General features: G+C 49.4%; 16 protein-coding genes. 8 read left to right on the plus strand and 8 right to left on the minus strand.

The genetic code is table 11. The features are described 5' to 3' along the window. Positions 1-55: 55 nt before the first annotated feature. Positions 56-1,657, plus strand: a complete 1,602-nt coding sequence (locus UNDKW_RS12090) for an ABC-F family ATPase (protein WP_162041284.1) — start codon at positions 56-58, stop codon at positions 1,655-1,657. Between the two features lie 56 nt (positions 1,658-1,713). On the opposite strand, the gene UNDKW_RS12095 is transcribed toward UNDKW_RS12090, so the two are convergent. The 4 genes from UNDKW_RS12095 to UNDKW_RS12110 form a co-directional block, all read right to left on the minus strand. Continuing rightward, entirely contained in the window at positions 1,714-2,250 is a 537-nt protein-coding gene (locus UNDKW_RS12095; RefSeq protein WP_162058891.1) for a hypothetical protein, read from the minus strand. 115 nt (positions 2,251-2,365) lie between these two features. Continuing rightward, positions 2,366-2,629 (minus strand): hypothetical protein, encoded by a 264-nt coding sequence (locus UNDKW_RS12100; RefSeq protein WP_162058892.1) that lies wholly within the window; start codon positions 2,627-2,629, stop codon positions 2,366-2,368. Between the two features lie 5 nt (positions 2,630-2,634). Beyond that, entirely contained in the window at positions 2,635-4,524 is a 1,890-nt protein-coding gene (locus UNDKW_RS12105; RefSeq protein WP_232063352.1) for a ferrous iron transporter B, read from the minus strand. Beyond that, on the minus strand, positions 4,524-4,838 hold the full coding sequence (locus UNDKW_RS12110; RefSeq protein WP_162041287.1) for a FeoA family protein: 315 nt from the start codon (positions 4,836-4,838) through the stop codon (positions 4,524-4,526). Before UNDKW_RS12110 ends, UNDKW_RS12105 begins: the two co-directional genes overlap by 1 nt. Positions 4,839-5,103: 265 nt before the next feature. Between UNDKW_RS12110 and UNDKW_RS31140 the strand changes: the two genes are divergently transcribed. The 7 genes from UNDKW_RS31140 to hmpA all read left to right on the plus strand — a co-directional run bounded on the left by UNDKW_RS31140 (position 5,104) and on the right by hmpA (position 10,925). Then, entirely contained in the window at positions 5,104-6,633 is a 1,530-nt protein-coding gene (locus tag UNDKW_RS31140) for a GNAT family N-acetyltransferase (RefSeq protein ID WP_370529115.1), read from the plus strand. Positions 6,634-6,719: 86 nt separating this feature from the next. Beyond that, on the plus strand, positions 6,720-6,944 hold the full coding sequence (locus UNDKW_RS30405; RefSeq protein ID WP_232063353.1) for a YafY family protein: 225 nt from the start codon (positions 6,720-6,722) through the stop codon (positions 6,942-6,944). After that, the gene (locus UNDKW_RS12125) at positions 6,917-7,675 is read left to right on the plus strand and encodes a YafY family protein (RefSeq protein ID WP_232063354.1); all 759 of its coding nucleotides are present in this window, start codon (positions 6,917-6,919) and stop codon (positions 7,673-7,675) included. Before UNDKW_RS30405 ends, UNDKW_RS12125 begins: the two co-directional genes overlap by 28 nt. A 135-nt stretch (positions 7,676-7,810) precedes the next feature. Then, positions 7,811-8,068 carry a hypothetical protein gene (locus UNDKW_RS12130; RefSeq protein ID WP_162058894.1) on the plus strand — a complete coding sequence of 86 codons (258 nt, stop codon included), beginning with the start codon at positions 7,811-7,813 and terminating at the stop codon, positions 8,066-8,068. Between the two features lie 462 nt (positions 8,069-8,530). Next, complete coding sequence (locus UNDKW_RS12135; protein ID WP_162058895.1) at positions 8,531-8,764, plus strand: hypothetical protein; 234 nt, start codon at positions 8,531-8,533, stop codon at positions 8,762-8,764. Positions 8,765-8,914: 150 nt separating this feature from the next. Beyond that, on the plus strand, positions 8,915-9,475 hold the full coding sequence (locus UNDKW_RS12140; protein ID WP_162058896.1) for an HNH endonuclease: 561 nt from the start codon (positions 8,915-8,917) through the stop codon (positions 9,473-9,475). A 232-nt stretch (positions 9,476-9,707) separates the two neighbouring features. Beyond that, entirely contained in the window at positions 9,708-10,925 is a 1,218-nt protein-coding gene (gene hmpA / locus UNDKW_RS12145; RefSeq protein ID WP_162058897.1) for an NO-inducible flavohemoprotein, read from the plus strand. A 163-nt stretch (positions 10,926-11,088) separates the two neighbouring features. On the opposite strand, the gene UNDKW_RS12150 is transcribed toward hmpA, so the two are convergent. The 4 genes from UNDKW_RS12150 to mfd all read right to left on the minus strand — a co-directional run bounded on the left by UNDKW_RS12150 (position 11,089) and on the right by mfd (position 17,983). Then, positions 11,089-12,348: an acyl-CoA dehydrogenase family protein gene (locus tag UNDKW_RS12150; RefSeq protein WP_162058898.1), complete on the minus strand. Its 1,260-nt coding sequence runs from the start codon at positions 12,346-12,348 to the stop codon at positions 11,089-11,091. Positions 12,349-12,417: 69 nt separating this feature from the next. Further along, positions 12,418-13,485 (minus strand): phosphotransferase family protein, encoded by a 1,068-nt coding sequence (locus tag UNDKW_RS12155; RefSeq protein WP_162058899.1) that lies wholly within the window; start codon positions 13,483-13,485, stop codon positions 12,418-12,420. A 167-nt stretch (positions 13,486-13,652) separates the two neighbouring features. Continuing rightward, complete coding sequence (gene serB, locus UNDKW_RS12160; protein ID WP_162058900.1) at positions 13,653-14,501, minus strand: phosphoserine phosphatase SerB; 849 nt, start codon at positions 14,499-14,501, stop codon at positions 13,653-13,655. A gap of 50 nt (positions 14,502-14,551) precedes the next feature. After that, complete coding sequence (gene mfd, locus UNDKW_RS12165) at positions 14,552-17,983, minus strand: transcription-repair coupling factor (RefSeq protein ID WP_162058901.1); 3,432 nt, start codon at positions 17,981-17,983, stop codon at positions 14,552-14,554. Between the last annotated feature and the right edge of the window lie 73 nt (positions 17,984-18,056).

Raw genomic sequence — 18,056 nt, forward strand, 5'->3', positions numbered from 1 at the left:
AAGCACAATGCTATAATGTGCGGTTAATTCCCATCTTTATTGCAAAAGGTTTTCTGTGCTTTCTACCGCTAATATCACCATGCAGTTCGGCCCCAAGCCGCTGTTTGAAAATATCTCTGTCAAATTTGGCGAAGGTAACCGCTATGGCCTGATCGGTGCCAATGGCTGCGGCAAATCCACTTTCATGAAGATTCTCGGTGGCGACCTTGAGCAATCTTCAGGTACAGTCATGCTGGATCAGAATGAGCGCCTCGGTAAATTGCGCCAGGATCAGTTTGCCTTTGAAGATATGCGCGTACTGGATGTGGTCATGATGGGCCACACAGAAATGTGGGCAGCCATGTCGGAGCGGGACGCGATTTACGCGAATCCTGAAGCAACTGACGACGACTACATGAAAGCAGCTGATCTGGAGGCCAAGTTTGCTGAATATGATGGTTATACCGCAGAAGCACGTGCTGGTGAATTATTGTTGGGCGTTGGTATACCAACTGATCAGCATCAGGGCGTCATGAGTGCCGTTGCACCAGGCTGGAAACTGCGCGTCTTGCTGGCGCAGGCCCTGTTTTCCAACCCAGATATTTTGCTGCTTGATGAGCCAACCAATAACCTGGACATCAATACCATCCGCTGGCTGGAAGACATTCTGAATGAACGTAATTCCACCATGATCATTATTTCCCATGATCGCCATTTCCTGAATCAGGTATGTACACACATGGCGGATATGGATTATGGTACCCTCAAAGTGTATCCGGGCAATTACGACGACTATATGCTGGCATCGTCACAGGCGCGTGCACAGCAAATGGCGAACAATGCCAAGGCCAAGGAAAAGGTCGCAGAGCTGCAAGATTTTGTCCGTCGCTTTTCTGCGAATAAATCCAAAGCGCGCCAGGCAACTTCACGTGCCAAACAGATTGATAAGATCAAGATTGAAGAATTCAAACCATCAAGCCGCCAGAATCCTTTCGTGCGTTTTGATGGCGAGAAAAAATTGCACCGTCTTGCAGTGGAAGTGCAATCCCTGAGCAAAGCTTACGACAAGACCTTGTTCAAAAATATTGACCTGATGGTTGAGGCAGGCGAAAGAATCGCGATCATCGGTGCCAACGGCATTGGTAAAACGACTTTGCTGCGATGCATAGGTGGTGGCGATATCACTGGTTTGAATGCGGATTATGGCACTGTCAAATGGGCAGAAAACGCCAATGTCGGTTATATGCCGCAAGATCCTACCGAAGAATTTGCATCTGATAAAAACCTGACTGACTGGATAGGTCAATGGACGCAAGAGGGTGATGATGACCAGGCAGTTCGCTCCATTCTGGGTCGTTTGCTGTTCGGTGGTGATGATGTCAAAAAATCGGTCAAGGTATTGTCCGGTGGTGAAAAAGGCCGCATGATGTATGGCAAGCTGATGCTGGGTCGCCACAATGTCCTGTTGCTGGATGAGCCTACTAATCACATGGATATGGAATCTATCGAGTCACTGAATATCGCGCTTGAAAAATATGCTGGCACCCTGATTTTCGTTTCACATGACCGCGAGTTTGTTTCTTCTTTGGCGACACGTGTTCTGGAAATCAAGGAAAATGAAATCATCGACTTCCAGGGCAGTTATGAAGAGTACCTGAGCAGTCAGGGTATCGAGTAAAAGCAAAAAGCCAGGTTCACCTGGCTTTTTTATGGCCCTGATATCTGCTTATCGGCTCAGGGCTTTCCTAGCAACAAATCAAGTCTGTCACTCAGGCTGCGCGCCATTTCTGGTCCTTTGGCTTTTTGAACTGCTTCGATATAGGCCTGTCTTAGTGCGCGGAAATCGTCAATGTTTGCTGCACGTTCCACCTTGAGTTGCAACCCATAACCGCGCAAGCCTATGGCACTTTTAATGGTCTCATTGTAGAAGTTATATAGCGCCTGGAATCGCTCTGCATCTGTCATCGCAAGCGTTGCAGAACTATCGGCAACCGGAGACGTTGCTGCTGCAGTTGAGTGTGGTGGTGATTCTGCGGTGCCATCAGCAGACTCTGCTTGCTGTCCAATTTCAACAATGAACTCTTGCTCCAGAAGTTCTTGCAGGTTTTGTTCTGTCAAACCCAGTGCAGACACCTTTTTCATGATGTCTGCGGCGCTTTGTTTGCCGTCTATCATGACCAGTAAGGTGCGCAATCTGGATGCCAGTTGATGCTTCCTGGTTGTAATTTCTTCCCGGCCTTTTTCGGTCTTGTCGTAGATGCTTGCGTTCATATCCAGCTACGGCCTTTGCTTGTCTCAATATGTCAGAAATTATTCCTGCTTTTTTTGAGGATACATCAATTCAGCCGGACTGCCAATGAAATGAGGGTAAATACCGCTCCTATCTTTAGTTCGGTAGCTTGCGAACCAATTTGACAGTTTTTAATTCGGAGGAGCTGGTACATGTGTCGTTTGTTGAGGACGAACAACTGCTGCAACCTGTGCCGCATCCTGCGGTTTGTTCGACTGCTTTAGTCAACCGTGGGGCGAGGGCAGGAAAGTGGCGGGCACAAGTTGTCCTGATTTTTTCTCTGGCGGCTGCTGGCATCCATTTTAATAGCAGATAAGCAGCAGCTATAGCCAGCAATAAAGCGGCGATCAGGTTTTGCATAGGCCTTATCTCCCCAGAAAAAAGCTGGAAATATGGTAGGTCAGGAAAGACGCGCAATAGGCCAGACCAAATAAGTAAGCTGCCATGATGACCGGGTAGCGCAAGGTATTGGTCTCACGTTTGACCACACTCAAGGTCGCCACGCATTGTGGAGCAAAAACATACCAGGCCAGCAGGGACAAGGCCGTTGGGACGCTCCAGGAATGCGCTATCAATGGCTCCAGCGAGCGGCTCAGTTCTTCGCCTGATTGTGAGAGTGCATATACTGTACCCAAAGCCGCTACGGCAACTTCACGCGCTGCCAGTCCTGGTACCAGGGCAATGCAGATTTGCCAGTTAAAACCAATCGGCGCAAATATCACTTCCAGTGCACGGCCCAGGTAACCGGCAATGCTGTAATAAATTGGCGGCTGGGTTGCATTTTCTGGTGCGCCAGGAAAGCTGCTGAGGAACCACAATAAGATCATTAAAGACAGGATGATGGTGCCAACACGGGTCGTGAAAATCTTGATTCTTTCCCATAAGCCGAGGAGCAGGTTGCGGACGTTTGGCCATCGATAATCGGGCAATTCCAGCATCAGGGCCTGTTGATGTACTTCGCTACCCCATTTCTTCTTGAAGAAATAAGCCACCAGCATGGCAGATACTATGCCGCCGAGATACAGAAGAAATAATACCAGCCCCTGCAAATTCAACATGCCCAGAACGGTTTGGTCAGGAATGAAGGCGGCGATGATGAGCGCATACACAGGTAAGCGTGCGGAACAGGTCATCAGCGGGGCGATCATGATGGTCACCAGCCTGTCGCGCGGATTTTGTATGGTCCTGGTTGCCATGATGCCTGGAATCGCACAGGCAAAGCTGGACAGCAAGGGAATGAAGGCGCGTCCAGACAATCCAACTTTACCCATGATCCTGTCAAGCAGGAATGCTGCGCGTGGCAGATAGCCAGAGTCTTCCAGGACCAGGATAAAGAAAAACAGGATGACAATTTGCGGCAAAAATACCAGCACACTGCCAGCGCCTCCTATTACGCCTTTCACCAGCAAGCCTTGCAAGATGCCGGGCGCCAATGCTGATTCGACAGCCGTCCCGGTGGCATCGATAGTCGATTTGATCAAGTCCATCGGTGCCTGGGCCCAGGCAAACACTGCCTGGAATACCAAAAACATCAGGGTGGCGAAAATGACAGGGCCAACAGCAGGATGCAAAATCCAGCTATCGAGCCGATAACTCAGGCTGGCGGCACGGTCGCTGGCAGCATCGGCATCCTGGGTGACACAGGATGCCAGAACGGCATTGGCTTGTTGCTGCAAACTTTCCGGACTTTGTGCAGAAAGTGTGTGCGGCGTAATATTGCCTTTTGGTTGCAGGGTTTGCGCGAGCGTTTCCAGTTCAGTCAGCAACGCATCGACCCCTTTGGGATCAACTGCAATAGTCTCTACGACAGGGATATTCAGTGCTTGGCTTAATGCAGCGATGTCGATATGGATATGGCGTTTTTTTGCGATATCCATCATATTGACTGCGAGTATCAGTGGCTGACCAAGCGCCAGTAATTCAAAAACTACGCGCAAGCCACGCTTCAAATTGGTGGCATCAACCACACATACCACTGCATCCGGCATGGTTTCGTTTGTGTGTTGGCCGGTGACCACTTCCTGGGTGATTTTTTCATCAGGAGTGATGGCGTGCAGACTGTAAGTGCCAGGCAGATCCAAAACCTGCCACTGGCGCCCTGTTTCCGAGCGGAATTTTCCTTCTTTCCGTTCTATGGTCACGCCTGCATAGTTTGCTACTTTTTGTCGAGCACCTGTCAATCGATTGAAGAGTGCAGTTTTTCCGCAGTTAGGGTTACCGACAAGAGCGATGAGCGGAGAAAACAATTCGTTCACTATGTTCCTACTTTTTCTGAATGACTAACACCGAGATTGGTAACGCCTATGAGAGCTGCTTCAAAATTTCGCAACGCAAAGGTCGATTGGCCTATCCTGACGGCCAGTGGTTCTCCACCAAAATATCCTTTGTGTAATATTTTTACAGGCTCACCTTTGACAAAGCCTAATTCTTTCAGGCGACGGGTAATATTGAACAGGCTATCGTCTTTTGCATCGCCTTGCTCCTGCACATCGACAACGACGCCAGAATCGCCGACTTTCATCAGGTTCAATGTAGTAGAAACTGCTTGCTGTAATGGCGAACCGCTCATCGCTATTTTCCCGTGACCAAAAAATGCAACTCTAAATGATAATGAGAATATATATCAATACCAGTTATGTTTCAATCGTCATACAGCCTGTGAGCGTTCAGCTTTGCGTTTCCTCATGCGTAAAGTGAATTATTTTTCTTTATGTAACAAATCTGCAAATATATCCGCCCATTACTTTATTTTTCAGGCAAGCCTTCATATAAATTCTTGCGCAATTACCATCCCAGGAATATAGTTGCATTGTACAACTATAAGTGAGTGGGTAATGGAAGCTTCAATATCTTCGCTAACTGTTCAGGGAATTCGCGACGCATCGCGCAGGCTGGTTCGTGAATTGGGTTTCATGAAGCCCACTTTGGCTGGCACTATGCTTCCTGCGTCCGCTGTGCATGCATTAATTGAAATAGGGGACCACGGTGTCCATAGCGCGACTGCATTGTGCGAAATACTGGGTCTGGAAAAATCCAGCGTCAGCCGCATGGTTAGAAAACTTATAGAAGGTGGCGAACTGGCAGAGACTGGCAATTTGAAAGATGGCCGGGAAAAACAGCTTATATTAAGCCCGAAAGGCAGGCAGACCCTGCTTGCGATTAACCAGTTTGCCAGTTTACAGGTTGGCAAAGCTCTTGAACGTATTCCGGTTTCGGCGCATGGCAAAGTACAGACAGGTTTGAACATGTATGCAGAAGCGCTGGCGTCTGCGCGTAAAGGTGACTCAGCCGCTACCGCACATGATACCTACATCCAGTCAGGTTATCACCCTGGCATACTTGGCCGTGTAGTTGAAATGCACGCTCGTTACTATGCACGCTATGCTGGTTTCGGGCATTTTTTTGAGGCCAAAGTTGCCAGCGGCATAGCTGAATTTGCAGGGCGTCTGCAAAATCCAGGCAATCAACTATGGTTTGCAATCCGCGACAATATTATCCTTGGCAGCATCGCGATTGATGCCGAAGACCTGGGTGGCGATATTGCCCATCTTCGCTGGTTTATTGTTGATGACGAATTGCGTGGCAGTGGCATAGGGAGGCGCTTGCTTGCTGAAGCTATTTCTTTTTGTGACCGACAACAATTCAGCGAAATACATCTATGGACTTTTAAAGGGTTGAACGCGGCGCGGCGCTTGTATGAAGAAGCTGGGTTTGTATTGCTTGAAGAATTCAGGGGGCAGCAATGGGGGAAGAAGTCCTGGAACAAAAATTCTCCCGCCCACATCCTGCTATTCTCTGAGCCCAGGTATTGGTATGAAACAGGCGCTACTGGTGGCGAGTCTGCAAACTTATTCTGCCCTTTGAAAATTCATGATCCAATTGGTTTCCCAACTGATGCCGCCGTCCACAGAGAATGCCTGCTCCCAGCGTGGCTGATCGGGAGCGGGCATGCTCCAGATAAAACGCACACGTATCGGTTTTCCCGTAAAAGTATCGTCAGCATAAAACTTACCCGCGCCATTCTCAAAACGTCCCTGCATGGGAGTATCCAGATGCGTGGGGTAGCGACCATCCAGCCACCAGATGGACCAGATGCCTTTTTCTATATCGAACGAACGCAGAGTTGCTGCACGATATGTGCAGCCCGGCATGTCAAGCACATTGTCATCCATATTGCCAGCCCCTCCAAGGATAGCGATGACGGACGTGCTCCCATTAAACTCCAGCCACTCATCACAACTGGCAAGCCGCTCCTTGAGGCGGCGATGCCTTACCTGCCAGTTACCTATAAAAAAATCAAAATCCCTGGCTCCGTCTGCGACGCTGACAGTATTTATTGTTGTGTTCATGTGTTCTCCTTTTGATGATCACACTCCGGGCGAAGTGACAGAACGAAGGATAAAGTGTATATAGGACATAAGTTATCCTATTTAAAATATAAACTAGCCACATGTCTCAAAATTATCAGCCAACCACACGTGTTCTGGCCTTGCTGGAACTCTTGCAAAATCATGGGCAAGTCAGCGGAGCAGAACTGTCGCAGATGCTGGAGATAGACCGGCGCAGTTTACGTCGCTATATTGTGACCCTGGAGGAAATGGGCATACCCATCATGACTTCACGCGGACGCTTTGGGGTTATTCCATCATGCCGGGTTTTAAATTGCCACCCATGATGTTCAATGAAGAAGAGGGCTTTGCCATTTCCATTGCCTTGACTGCGGCGCGACAATTGAAATTGCTGGATGTCGCGCCATCCATAGAAAGTGCTCAGTCCAAACTGCAAAGAATTTTGCCAGACCAACTCAGGCAAAGACTGCGGGCGGCGGATACCGCAATAGAACTTAATCTCCAGCCTGCGACCATGCCGGCAGACAAGGAGGTATTGGCAAAAATAAGCCACGCAGTCGCGCACAAGCAAAGCATCAATTTGCAGTACAGGAGTGTCAGCGATATGGTAAGTGAGCGTAAGCTTGACGCCTATGGTCTGGCTTTTCATGCCACGCACTGGTATGTCGTCGGTTTTTGCCATTTACGGCAGGACATACGCAGCTTCAGACTAGACAGGGTGATGCGGGCCGAATTACTGAGCCAACAATTCACTTCTCCTCCTGATTTCAGCGTGATCAGTTATTTGCGCAGCGCTGTGGCGAGTATTCCTCGTGCCTATAGCGTAGAACTCCTGCTCAAAACAGATATGCAGTATGCACGCAGATATCTGTCAGATGCAATTGCCGTTCTCGAGCAAACGACCGGAGGGGTATTGCTATACAACCAGTCAGAGGATTTAAGCTGGTTTGCCAGGCAACTGGCGGCCTTGCCTTTCGATTTTGAAGTACGCAAACCAGCGCAGTTACAGGATGAGCTCAGGAAGGTGGCTGAGCGGCTGTTGAAAAATTGCTCATAAAACCTGTTTGAAATGCCACATTCAATTTAAATTCTTCTTTAAACGAAGAAATTATTCTTTAAATGGCTTGTTTGTTGAGCTAAACTGTGACAAGATGGCATGGTAAAAATAAAAATATTTGGAAATTGGCAAGAAATGTACACCCAGATTAATCATCAGTCGCTGAATCAGACCAACGCTGGTTACATGGCGCGGGCTGTAAGCCATTTGCGCATGTGGATACGCATTGGTGGAGGTACGGTTTCAGCTAATGACTTGACGACAGAGGAAGTCGCTGCGCAGCTGCCTGTTGGCAAGCCTGCCACAACCACAGATTTTTGCGCACAGGATGGCGGCTGGGAGCTGGCGCTGCGCAGGACTATCATGATGGACATTCGGGGGAGCAATCCTTGAAATCAGGGCAGCAGACAAGCTGCTTGCTGAATCAAAAGCTGAAAAGCCCGGTTGCCCTTAAAGCTCCGGGCTTTTTGCCTTTAATGGTTTTTAGAGATATTGCTTTGAGAAGCGAACCTTAAAAGCCGAGTAGTAGAACCCGCCGTTTGGCGGTCGTGCCGGGAAACGCCGGATAACACGGGATTCTTTAACAATTCGGGAAGATGTATCGAGAGGCCTTGCCACTGTGTGTTCAAAGCATGCAGCAGGGAAGGGATGTGCTGTGAATATCATGTGGTATTCACAGCATGTTAAAAGTGACCTGAGTCAGGTGATGCAGGTTACTTTTAACATGCTGCTGCACTTCATTTTGCGATGAAGCCTATACTTCGAGACATGGATAACTCTTCGTTAGAGAAAACTACCCATGCCGGAATACAGCAGCACTTTGTCATCCTATAAAAACAAGAAAAATAGAAAATTATGTTTATGATTTATTGGTCCATTTGCGTAGATGGAAAAGAGCTGGCATGCTCGCAGGAGTTTGGTGGTGAAAGTATGGCGGATGCATTGCGATTCACTGAGTCCTTGCGGGCAGAGCGGCGGCAGGGGGCAGCAATCCGCCATATCACCATGTCATGTGAAAATCCTGATTCCGTTGGTTATGCAGGTGTTGCTGACGCAGGACCTGAATACTCCTGGAAAAAGCGTCGTTAAATGCATTTGAAAGTTAATTCGGCTGAAATTTGATCATCATGCCTTACAGCATCAGCAAATCGTGGCTACAATGAAAGAGCATGTCGTTGGTGAACACCTATCAATCCGTCTTCTCAAATTGGAAAAACATCCCAAACAAACAGGTGATGTATGCAACAAATATTGGTTTTGGATATAGCAGGAGTACCCTATGACTGGATAAGTCAGAATGATGCTGCGACTCAGTACGCCGCAAAAAAAGTGGCATGGGATATTGGTGATCAGGTCATCATGCTGCGCGGTGGTTATAACAAGGATGGCGTGCAATCAAAGATCTTCATCAAGCCCATCATTTCAATACGTAATAGTGAACGCATGTCCAGGAACAGCCGTCACCAGATACCTTTGGGAGATGGAAATCGCCTGCTGTATGCAAGAGACAGACATATTTGTGCCTATTGTGGTGAGACTTTTCCTTATCAGGAATTGTCACGCGATCACATTCTGCCAACTTCTCGTGGTGGAAAAGATGTCTGGGAAAATTGCGTAACCGCCTGCAAGGAATGCAATCACGCCAAAGGTAACAAGTTCGTGCATGACTTCAAACCTTTGATTTATGTGCCGTATGCACCTTGCCGTTTCGAGCATTTCATCCTGAGCGGCAGGAATGTGATTGCTGATCAGCTGGAATATCTTTCAGCGAAATTACCCAAGCACAGTCGTCTGTTGTAGCGCGTGGGGGGGGGCATGAGTCCTTAATGTATGTCAGTGGATTCATGCCTGTTTAAATCCAGGATTTAATTCAAGGCGCATATTTGTCAATGCAATTTATAAAATGTATTTACAATACATGTTATGCCGAGTATGATGGCTGCACATTAACTTTGAATTTCACCGCTTGTTTAAAGTCTTCATTTTAATATAGCTTTAAACATGTATTTATAATGCACTTATATAATTGAATATGTTAAACATTAATACAAGAAATCTAGTAAAAGCCACGGTACCGGTATTGAAAGAACATGGAGTCGCCTTGACCCGCCATTTTTATGCGCGCATGTTTTCACATAACCCAGAATTGAAACCTGTCTTTAATCAGGGTAACCAGCAATCTGGCAGCCAGCAACAAGCTTTGGCAATGGCTGTATTGGCGTATGCCGAACACATTGATGACCCTTCGGTCCTGATGCCGGTTTTGACCCTGGTAGCCAACAAGCACGTTAGCGTTGGCATCAGGGCAGAGCATTATCCTGTTGTTGGCTTGCATCTATTGGCATCGATCAAAGAGGTATTGGGAGGCGCTGCCAATGATGAGTTATTGGCGGCCTGGGCCGCAGCTTATGGGCAACTGGCAGATATATTGATTGCGCAAGAGACCGCCATCTATACAAAAGCGGCAATGACCCCAGGTGGGTGGACAGGATGGCGTGGCTTCATCGTCAGCAAAAAAGTAGTGGAAAGTGAAGAAATAACGTCCTTCTATCTGCAACCTGCCGATGGTGGATCGGTGCCTGATTACAAGCCTGGTCAATACATCTCAGTCAAAGTATTTGTGCCTGAATTGGGCATGATGCAACCACGTCAATACAGCCTTTCATGTGCGCCTGGTCAAGCCTATTTGCGTATATCCGTCAAACGCGAGGCTGCAATGGCGACCAAACCTGCAGGCCTGGTTTCCAATGTATTGCACAGGGATTGTCATGAAGGTGCATTAATTGATGTGGCGCCACCTATGGGGGATTATGTCTTGCATGAGGACAGGGATACACCCGTGGTTCTGATCAGTGCCGGTGTAGGTGTAACCCCCAAACTTGCCATGCTGGAGCATTTACTCAAACAAAACACCAAGCGCAAAATACGTTTCGTGCATGCTTGCAGGCATGGTGGAGTGCATGCATTCAAACAACAAGTTCGCGAATTGAACGAGCAATACGAACAAATCAAATCATTGACATATTACGAGGCGCCGCGTGCAGAGGATCTGCAGTCCATAGATTATGATCAGCAAGGGCGACTGGATCTGCAGACTGTGGCGAGTGATTTTATTTTACCTGAAGCTGATTATTACATTTGTGGACCGCGTCCGTTCATGCAGGAACAAATCGCCAGTTTGCAGAGTCTGGGCATTGCATCTGCACGTATTCATAAAGAGGCTTTTGTGAGTGGCGGATTCGCACACTGATGAGCCACCGCAATGTCAGGCTTTGTGTGATTTGAAGCCTATGGTATTGCCTTGCTGTAGCTCTTGTATTAATGTGATTTTTCAGATCAAATAAAATCAGGTGAGGGTACAGTGCGCAACTCATGTTGCCAACGAATTGCGCACTGACTCAATCTGAATTTACTCAGGAACGTGTAATCGGCAATCCCATATCTTCAGTCAGGCTGATATGTTTGGCCAACTCCAGTTTGGCAATCGCATTTCTGTGCACTTCATCCGGGCCATCTGCCAGGCGTAAAGTACGGTTGCCAGCCCATTGCGCCGCCAGCGGGAAATCGCCAGAAACACCACCAGCACCATGGGCTTGTATTGCCCAATCCAGCACCTGCTGGGTGACATTCGGTGCCAATACCTTGATCATGGCGATTTCTGCCTGTGCATGTTTGTTACCGACGGTATCCATCATGTACGCCGCTTTCAAGGTTAGCAGACGTGCCGTGTCAATTTGTATGCGCGATTCGGCAATGCGTTCACGCCAGATGCTTTGTTCTGAAATTTTCTTGCCAAAGGCAGTGCGGCTGTTCAGGCGTTTGCACATCAATTCCAGTGCTCGTTCTGCGACACCTATGGCGCGCATGCAGTGATGGATGCGGCCAGGGCCAAGACGGCCCTGTGCGATTTCAAAACCACGGCCTTCGCCCAAAAGAATATTCGATGCGGGCACACGCACGTTTTCAAACAGGATTTCGCAATGGCCATGTGGTGCATCGTCGTAACCAAAAACGGGAAGAGGGCGGACTACCGTAATGCCCGGAGTTTTGGCATCTACCAGTATCATCGATTGTTGTGAGTGGCGCGCAGCGTTGAAATCGGTCTTGCCCATCAATATATACACGGCACAACGCGGATCACCTGCGCCAGATATCCACCACTTATGACCATTGATGACATAGTCATCACCGTCGCGGTCGATACGGGTTTCGATGTTGGTGGCATCTGATGAGGCAACCCCAGGTTCGGTCATCGCAAAGGCAGAGCGGATTTCACCACGCAAGAGTGGCTCCAGCCATTGCTTTTTGTGCTCTTCGCTGCCATAGCGCTCTATGGTTTCCATATTGCCAGTGTCAGGAGCCGAGCAGTTGAACACTTCTGGTGCCCAGCTTACGCGGCCCATGATTTCGCACAGCGGGGCGTAATCCAGATTTGACAAGCCTTCTGGCGCACGTACCGATTTTGGCAAGAATAAATTCCACAAACCTTGTGCACGTGCTTTGGGTTTTAAATCTTCAATGATTTGGGTGGCGATCCAGCGATTACCTTTTTCCAGGCCATTGCGGTCAATTTCTTCTTTATAGGCTTTTTCATTGGGATAGATATGTTCATCCATGAAACGCAAGAGCCTGGCTTGCAAGTCTTTACAGCGATCTGAGTATTCGAATTCCATGTTGTCTCCAATAATATTGCCGTTTTGCGCTGCTTTGGAACTGAGAGTATGTGCTGCCTGAATGGGTGACTATTTTTTAGCGTAGCTCCAGCCTAGTTCAGCCATGGGGCGTGCCGCTTCGCCTGATTTCTTGGCTTGCGCACTGGATGCCGTGCCATCGACATAACGTTTCATGATGCCTTGCAAAATACCTGCCATGCGGAACAGGTTGTAGGCCAGGTAGAAATTGAAATCTTCCTGGCGTATGGTTTTACCTGTGCGTTCGCAATATTTGGCAATGTATTCTTGCTCATTGGGGATGCCCAATGCCTTGTGATCAAGACCAGCGATGCCACGGAACTGGCCTGGGGTTACATGCCAGCTCATGCAGTGGTAAGAGAAGTCAGCCAGTGGATGACCGAGTGTTGACAGTTCCCAATCCAGTATCGCCATGATGCGTGGCTCGGTCGGGTGGAACATCATATTGTCGAGACGGTAATCACCGTGCACGATACTGGTGTCATCACCGGGCGGAATATTGTGCGGCAACCATTCAATAAGATTATCCATGGCTTCGATTTTTTCAGTTTCGGAAGCACGGTACTGCTTGGTCCAACGGTCTATCTGGCGGGCAAAATAATTGCCAGGCTTGCCATAGTCGGCCAAACCAATAGCGGCATAGTCGATGGTGTGCAACTGTGCGATGACGCGATTCATTTCGTCGTAGATTTCACCGCGCTGGGCTGGCGTCATGCCGGGCAGTGACTGATCCCACAACACGCGGCCATCGACAAATTCCATGACGTAGAAGGCGCGGCCTATGACATCTTCATCGGTACATAATGCATATTGGCGTGCTGCCGGAAAACCCGCCTTGTTCAAGGCATTCATGACCTTGAATTCACGTTCTATGGCATGGGCAGAAGGCAGCAATTTTGCGACTGGGCCAGGTTTGGCACGCAAGACGTAACGTTGATCACCTGCACTGAGTTTGAAAGTAGGGTTGGACTGCCCGCCCTTGAATTGTTCCACGACCAGCTTGTCTGCCAGCGCAGCGTCGAAACCTTCCACATGCTGACGCATATAGTCTGCCAGTGCCGCCACATCAAATTTCTGACGCTCGGCCACCGGCATGGTGCCCATGAATTCTTCAAACATCGGTGTCTCCCAATTGTTTCAGTTTTTGTATGATCTTACTCCTGGCACAGGTGGATGTGCTGGATGAGCTGAAACTATTCTAACCCAAATAATAGAACGTTCGTACTATTATTTGGGTTGTGAGGAAACCTGTTTGTATTATTGCCTGTTTTTGATTCAGGACCTGTCTACAGCAAATTCAATACTCCATCCAGGCCCACAAAATTCAACGCCACATCGGCCTGTGCACGCACCACAGGCTTGGCCCTGAATGCGACTGACAAGCCAGAAATTTTCATCATCTTCAAATCATTTGCGCCGTCACCCATGACAATAGCTTGGCTGGTTGAAATGCCCATGTCAGCACAGACACGTTCCACGGTTTTTTGTTTTTCGTCAGCATCAACGATGGTGCCTATGACTTTGCCAGTCAGTTTGCCATTCTCGATTTCGAGTACATTGGAGTGGGTATAGTCCAGATTCAGGCGGGACTTCATGCGGTCGGTGAAGAAAGTAAAACCACCGGATACCAGCAAGGTCTTGAGGCCAGCTTGCTGTATGGTCTTCAGCATTTGGTCTGCGCCCAGGGATAATTGCAGGCGTTCGTCATATACGCGTTGCAGGGCGCTGGCGTCCAGGCCTTTTAGCAGGGCGACGCGACGAATCAGACTTTCCTGGAATTCCAGCTCGCCACGCATGGCAGCTTCGGTGATTTCTGCCACTTGCGGTTTTAAACCCTGCATGTCGGCGATTTCATCGATGCACTCTATGGTGATCAGGGTTGAATCCATGTCCATGGCGACCAGCTTGAAATCTGCCATGGCAAGTTGCTGATCCAGAGCCGTGATATCCAGTTGAGCAGCAAAGCAGCTTTCACGTATCGCACTCAAGATATGTTCATCATATTCTGCATCATCAAGACGCACTGCCTGGGCATTCAATTGCACCAGTTTTGTCCTGGTCTGGCTGACGATATCCTTGATGAGTGCGGTGTTATTGCTGAGCGTGTTGTTCAAGCCTTGTATGGTCAAATGCATAGTAGTCTCTTTTTATTCACTTATTTTATTCACTTATTTTATTTAACTAATTAGTGCAGTGCCTTGATGGTGGCCTTGATCTGGGCTACGCGGCTGGCGAGGTCGGGCATGGCGGCAGTGATGCGCAGTTTGTCCTGACCATTGAGCTTGATGTTTTTGTTTTTTTGCACCAGTTCTATGATGCGCATGCCATCTATTGGCGGTTTGGGTTCAAACTGCAGGGTCGCAGCTTCGCTATGCGCATCAATCTTGATGATGCCCAGCGGCTTGGCGGCAACGCGCAGTCTGTGTGTTTCCAGCAGCGATTTTACAGGTTCTGGCAGTTTGCCAAAGCGGTCTATCATTTCTTCCTGCATGTCATCTATGCCATTGGCGCTACTGCAATTCGCCAGGCGCTTGTAGATGGACAGGCGCTCATGCACGTCACCACAGAATTCATTTGGCAGCAGAGCAGGGATGTGCAGGTTGATTTCTGTCGTCGTCGACAATGGTGCAGCCAGATCGGGTTCTTTGCCATTCTTCAGTGAGCGTACTGCTTCACTGAGCATGTCGGAATACATCTGGAAGCCTATCTCATGCATTTCGCCAGACTGGTTATCACCCAGCACTTCACCAGCACCGCGAATTTCCAGGTCATGCATGGCCAGGTAAAAGCCGCTACCCAGTTCTTCCATCTGCTGGATAGCTTCCAGACGACGATTTGCCTGCTTGGTCAGGCTTTGTACATCATGCACCAGCAAGTAGGCATAGGCCTGGTGATGCGAGCGACCGACGCGGCCACGCAATTGATGTAACTGTGCCAGGCCAAATTTATCGGCTCTGTGCATGATGATGGTATTGGCGGTTGGTACGTCGATGCCGGTTTCGATAATCGTGGTACACAGCAAAATATTATGGCGTTGGGCCACAAAGTCACGCATGACTTTTTCCAGGTCACGCTCATGCATTTGGCCATGTGCCACGACGACACGTGCCTCTGGCAGCAGGGCTTCCAGCATGGCCTTGCGGTTTTCAATAGTTTCCACTTCATTGTGCAGGAAATACACCTGACCACCACGCTTCAGTTCACGCAAGCAGGCTTCGCGGATGACAGAATCATCTTCGCCGCGTACAAATGTCTTGATTGCCAAACGCTTTTGCGGTGCAGTCGCGATGACAGAAAAGTCACGCAAGCCTTCCAGTGCCATGCCCAGGGTACGTGGTATCGGTGTTGCTGTCAGCGTCAATACATCGACCTCTGCACGCAAGGCCTTCAAGGCTTCTTTCTGGCGTACACCAAAGCGGTGTTCTTCATCAATAATCACCAGGCCAAGGCGCGAGAATTTGACGTCATCAGACAGTAATTTATGCGTGCCTATGACGATATCAACAGTGCCGTCGCCCATGCCTTTCATGGCGGTGCTGATTTCCTTGCCAGAACGGAAGCGTGATAGTTCAGCAATCTTCACCGGCCAGGCGGCAAAGCGGTCAGCAAAAGTCTGGGCATGTTGCTCTGCCAGCAGGGTGGTGGGCGCCAGGATGGCAACTTGCTTGCCACCCATGACTGCTACAAAGGCGGCACGCAGGGCGACCTCTGTCTTGCCAAAGCCAACGTCGCCGCAAATCAGCCTGTCCATGGGCTTGCCTGAGGTCATGTCTCCAATCACGGCGGTGATGGCGGCGGCCTGGTCTGGCGTTTCATCAAAGCCAAAGCTGTCTGCAAAGGCTTCGTAGTCACGCGCAGAATATTCAAAGGCATGACCCTGGCGCGCGGCGCGACGGGCATACAGGTTCAACAGCTCGGCGGCAGTATCGCGAATTTGTTGCGCGGCTTTTTTCTTGGCTTTTTCCCATTGGCCTGAACCCAGGCTGTGCAAAGGTGCATCATCTGGCGAAGCACCGGAGTAACGTGAAATAACATGCAATTGCGATACCGGTACATACAGCTTGGTATCTTTGGCATATTCCAGATGTAGAAATTCGGTTTCACCTTCGCCCAGATCCATGCTGATCAGGCCCATGTAGCGGCCTATGCCATGGTTGCTGTGCACGACGGGATCACCAATTTTGAGCTCTGACAGATCGCGCACCATGTGCTCGACCTGCGTAACAGCTTCCTGTTTTTTACGGCCTATGCGCTTGCCACTACCGGCATAAAGCTCGGCTTCGGTAATGAAGGCTAGTCCATCTGCCAGCACAAAGCCAGCGTGCAGAGGCGCAACCCCCAGCATCAGCTTGGCCTCTGCCGTGGCAAAGTCGGTATAACCTTCGCACAGGCTCAGGCGGATATCGTATTCAGTGAAATATTGCTGCAGGGTTTCGCGCCGGCCCAGCGTTTCGGCGCAAATCATGACGCGTTTATCTGTTTGCAGCAAGAAGGAGCGCAAGTTCGTCAGCGGGTCATCAGCGCGGCGATTGACGGCAATATCTGGTAGGAAACTCGATATTTCTGAGGCAGCAGCGGCTTTATCTGTAGCCGCAATAGTCCAGCGCGCGAGCGGTTTCATCGCCGCAAAGAAGTCTTCGTCGCGTAAAAATACGGTTTCTGGCGCCAGCACCGGGCGTTCGCGGTCAGACTTTAAAAACTGATAGCGTGATCTTGTATCGTTCCAAAAGCGTCGGATAGCATCATCGATATCGCCTATCAAGGCAAAATGCGGTCCTTCTGGCAGATAATCAAACAGGGTAGCGGTTTGTTCAAAGAACAGCGGCAGATAATATTCTATACCGGCTGAGGGTATGCCATTGCCTATGTCTTTATAGATGCTGGAACGCGAAGGATCACCCTCAAAAGTTTCGCGCCAGCGGCTACGGAAGGCCGCACGGGCTGGTTCATCCATAGGGAATTCACGCCCTGGCAGCAACCGTACTTCTGGCACAGGGTAGAGCGAACGCTGGGTATCAGCATCAAAGGTGCGTATGGTTTCTATGGTGTCGCCAAACAGGTCCAGACGATAAGGCAGGGCCGAACCCATGGGGAACAAGTCTATCAAACCACCGCGCACAGAATATTCGCCTGGAGACATAACCTGGTTGACATGACTATAACCTGCCAGTGTCAGCTGGGTTTTTAGCTTCGCCTCGTCAAGACGGTCACCTTTTTTAAAAAAGAAGGTGTAGGCTGCGAGGAAAGAGGGCGGCGCCATGCGTAGCAAAGCCGTAGTTGCCGGTGCCAGCAAGACATCGCAATTGCCATTCTGGATTTCATGCAAGCTGGCCAGGCGTTCAGACACCAGGTCTTGGTGCGGTGAAAAGGCGTCGTAAGGCAGGGTTTCCCAGTCTGGCAACAAATGGCAGCGCAGTTCTGCATTAAACCAGGGGATTTCATCCAGCAGACGCTGGGCATCTCCCGGGTTGGCGACAAAGATGGTCAGCATGCGCTTGTCAGCCTTGAGCGCCGTCGCTGCTTGCGCCAGGGCATAAGCATCGGAAGAACCATGCAAATTGGGGAGTGCCAGTTTATGGCCGGGTTTTGCTAAGGATTTGCTGAAATCAAATGACATTGCGGCTATACATGTGGGATGCCGTAAAAGCTGCTTACGGAACAAGATACGCGGTTAAAATGAGCGCCTAATT

The organism is Undibacterium sp. KW1 (assembly GCF_009937955.1).
Lineage (GTDB): Bacteria > Pseudomonadota > Gammaproteobacteria > Burkholderiales > Burkholderiaceae_D > Undibacterium.

Coding starts and splice junctions, on each gene's coding strand:
- UNDKW_RS12095 (WP_162058891.1), bottom strand. CDS start 2,250: ATGAACGCAAGCATCTACGACAAGACCGAAAAAGGCCGGGAAGAAATT.
- UNDKW_RS12100 (WP_162058892.1), bottom strand. CDS start 2,629: ATGCAAAACCTGATCGCCGCTTTATTGCTGGCTATAGCTGCTGCTTAT.
- UNDKW_RS12110 (WP_162041287.1), bottom strand. CDS start 4,838: ATGAGCGGTTCGCCATTACAGCAAGCAGTTTCTACTACATTGAACCTG.
- UNDKW_RS31140 (WP_370529115.1), top strand. CDS start 5,104: ATGGAAGCTTCAATATCTTCGCTAACTGTTCAGGGAATTCGCGACGCA.
- UNDKW_RS30405 (WP_232063353.1), top strand. CDS start 6,720: ATGTCTCAAAATTATCAGCCAACCACACGTGTTCTGGCCTTGCTGGAA.
- UNDKW_RS12125 (WP_232063354.1), top strand. CDS start 6,917: ATGCCGGGTTTTAAATTGCCACCCATGATGTTCAATGAAGAAGAGGGC.
- UNDKW_RS12130 (WP_162058894.1), top strand. CDS start 7,811: ATGTACACCCAGATTAATCATCAGTCGCTGAATCAGACCAACGCTGGT.
- UNDKW_RS12135 (WP_162058895.1), top strand. CDS start 8,531: ATGTTTATGATTTATTGGTCCATTTGCGTAGATGGAAAAGAGCTGGCA.
- UNDKW_RS12140 (WP_162058896.1), top strand. CDS start 8,915: ATGCAACAAATATTGGTTTTGGATATAGCAGGAGTACCCTATGACTGG.
- hmpA (WP_162058897.1), top strand. CDS start 9,708: ATGTTAAACATTAATACAAGAAATCTAGTAAAAGCCACGGTACCGGTA.
- UNDKW_RS12150 (WP_162058898.1), bottom strand. CDS start 12,348: ATGGAATTCGAATACTCAGATCGCTGTAAAGACTTGCAAGCCAGGCTC.
- UNDKW_RS12155 (WP_162058899.1), bottom strand. CDS start 13,485: ATGTTTGAAGAATTCATGGGCACCATGCCGGTGGCCGAGCGTCAGAAA.
- serB (WP_162058900.1), bottom strand. CDS start 14,501: ATGCATTTGACCATACAAGGCTTGAACAACACGCTCAGCAATAACACC.
- mfd (WP_162058901.1), bottom strand. CDS start 17,983: ATGTCATTTGATTTCAGCAAATCCTTAGCAAAACCCGGCCATAAACTG.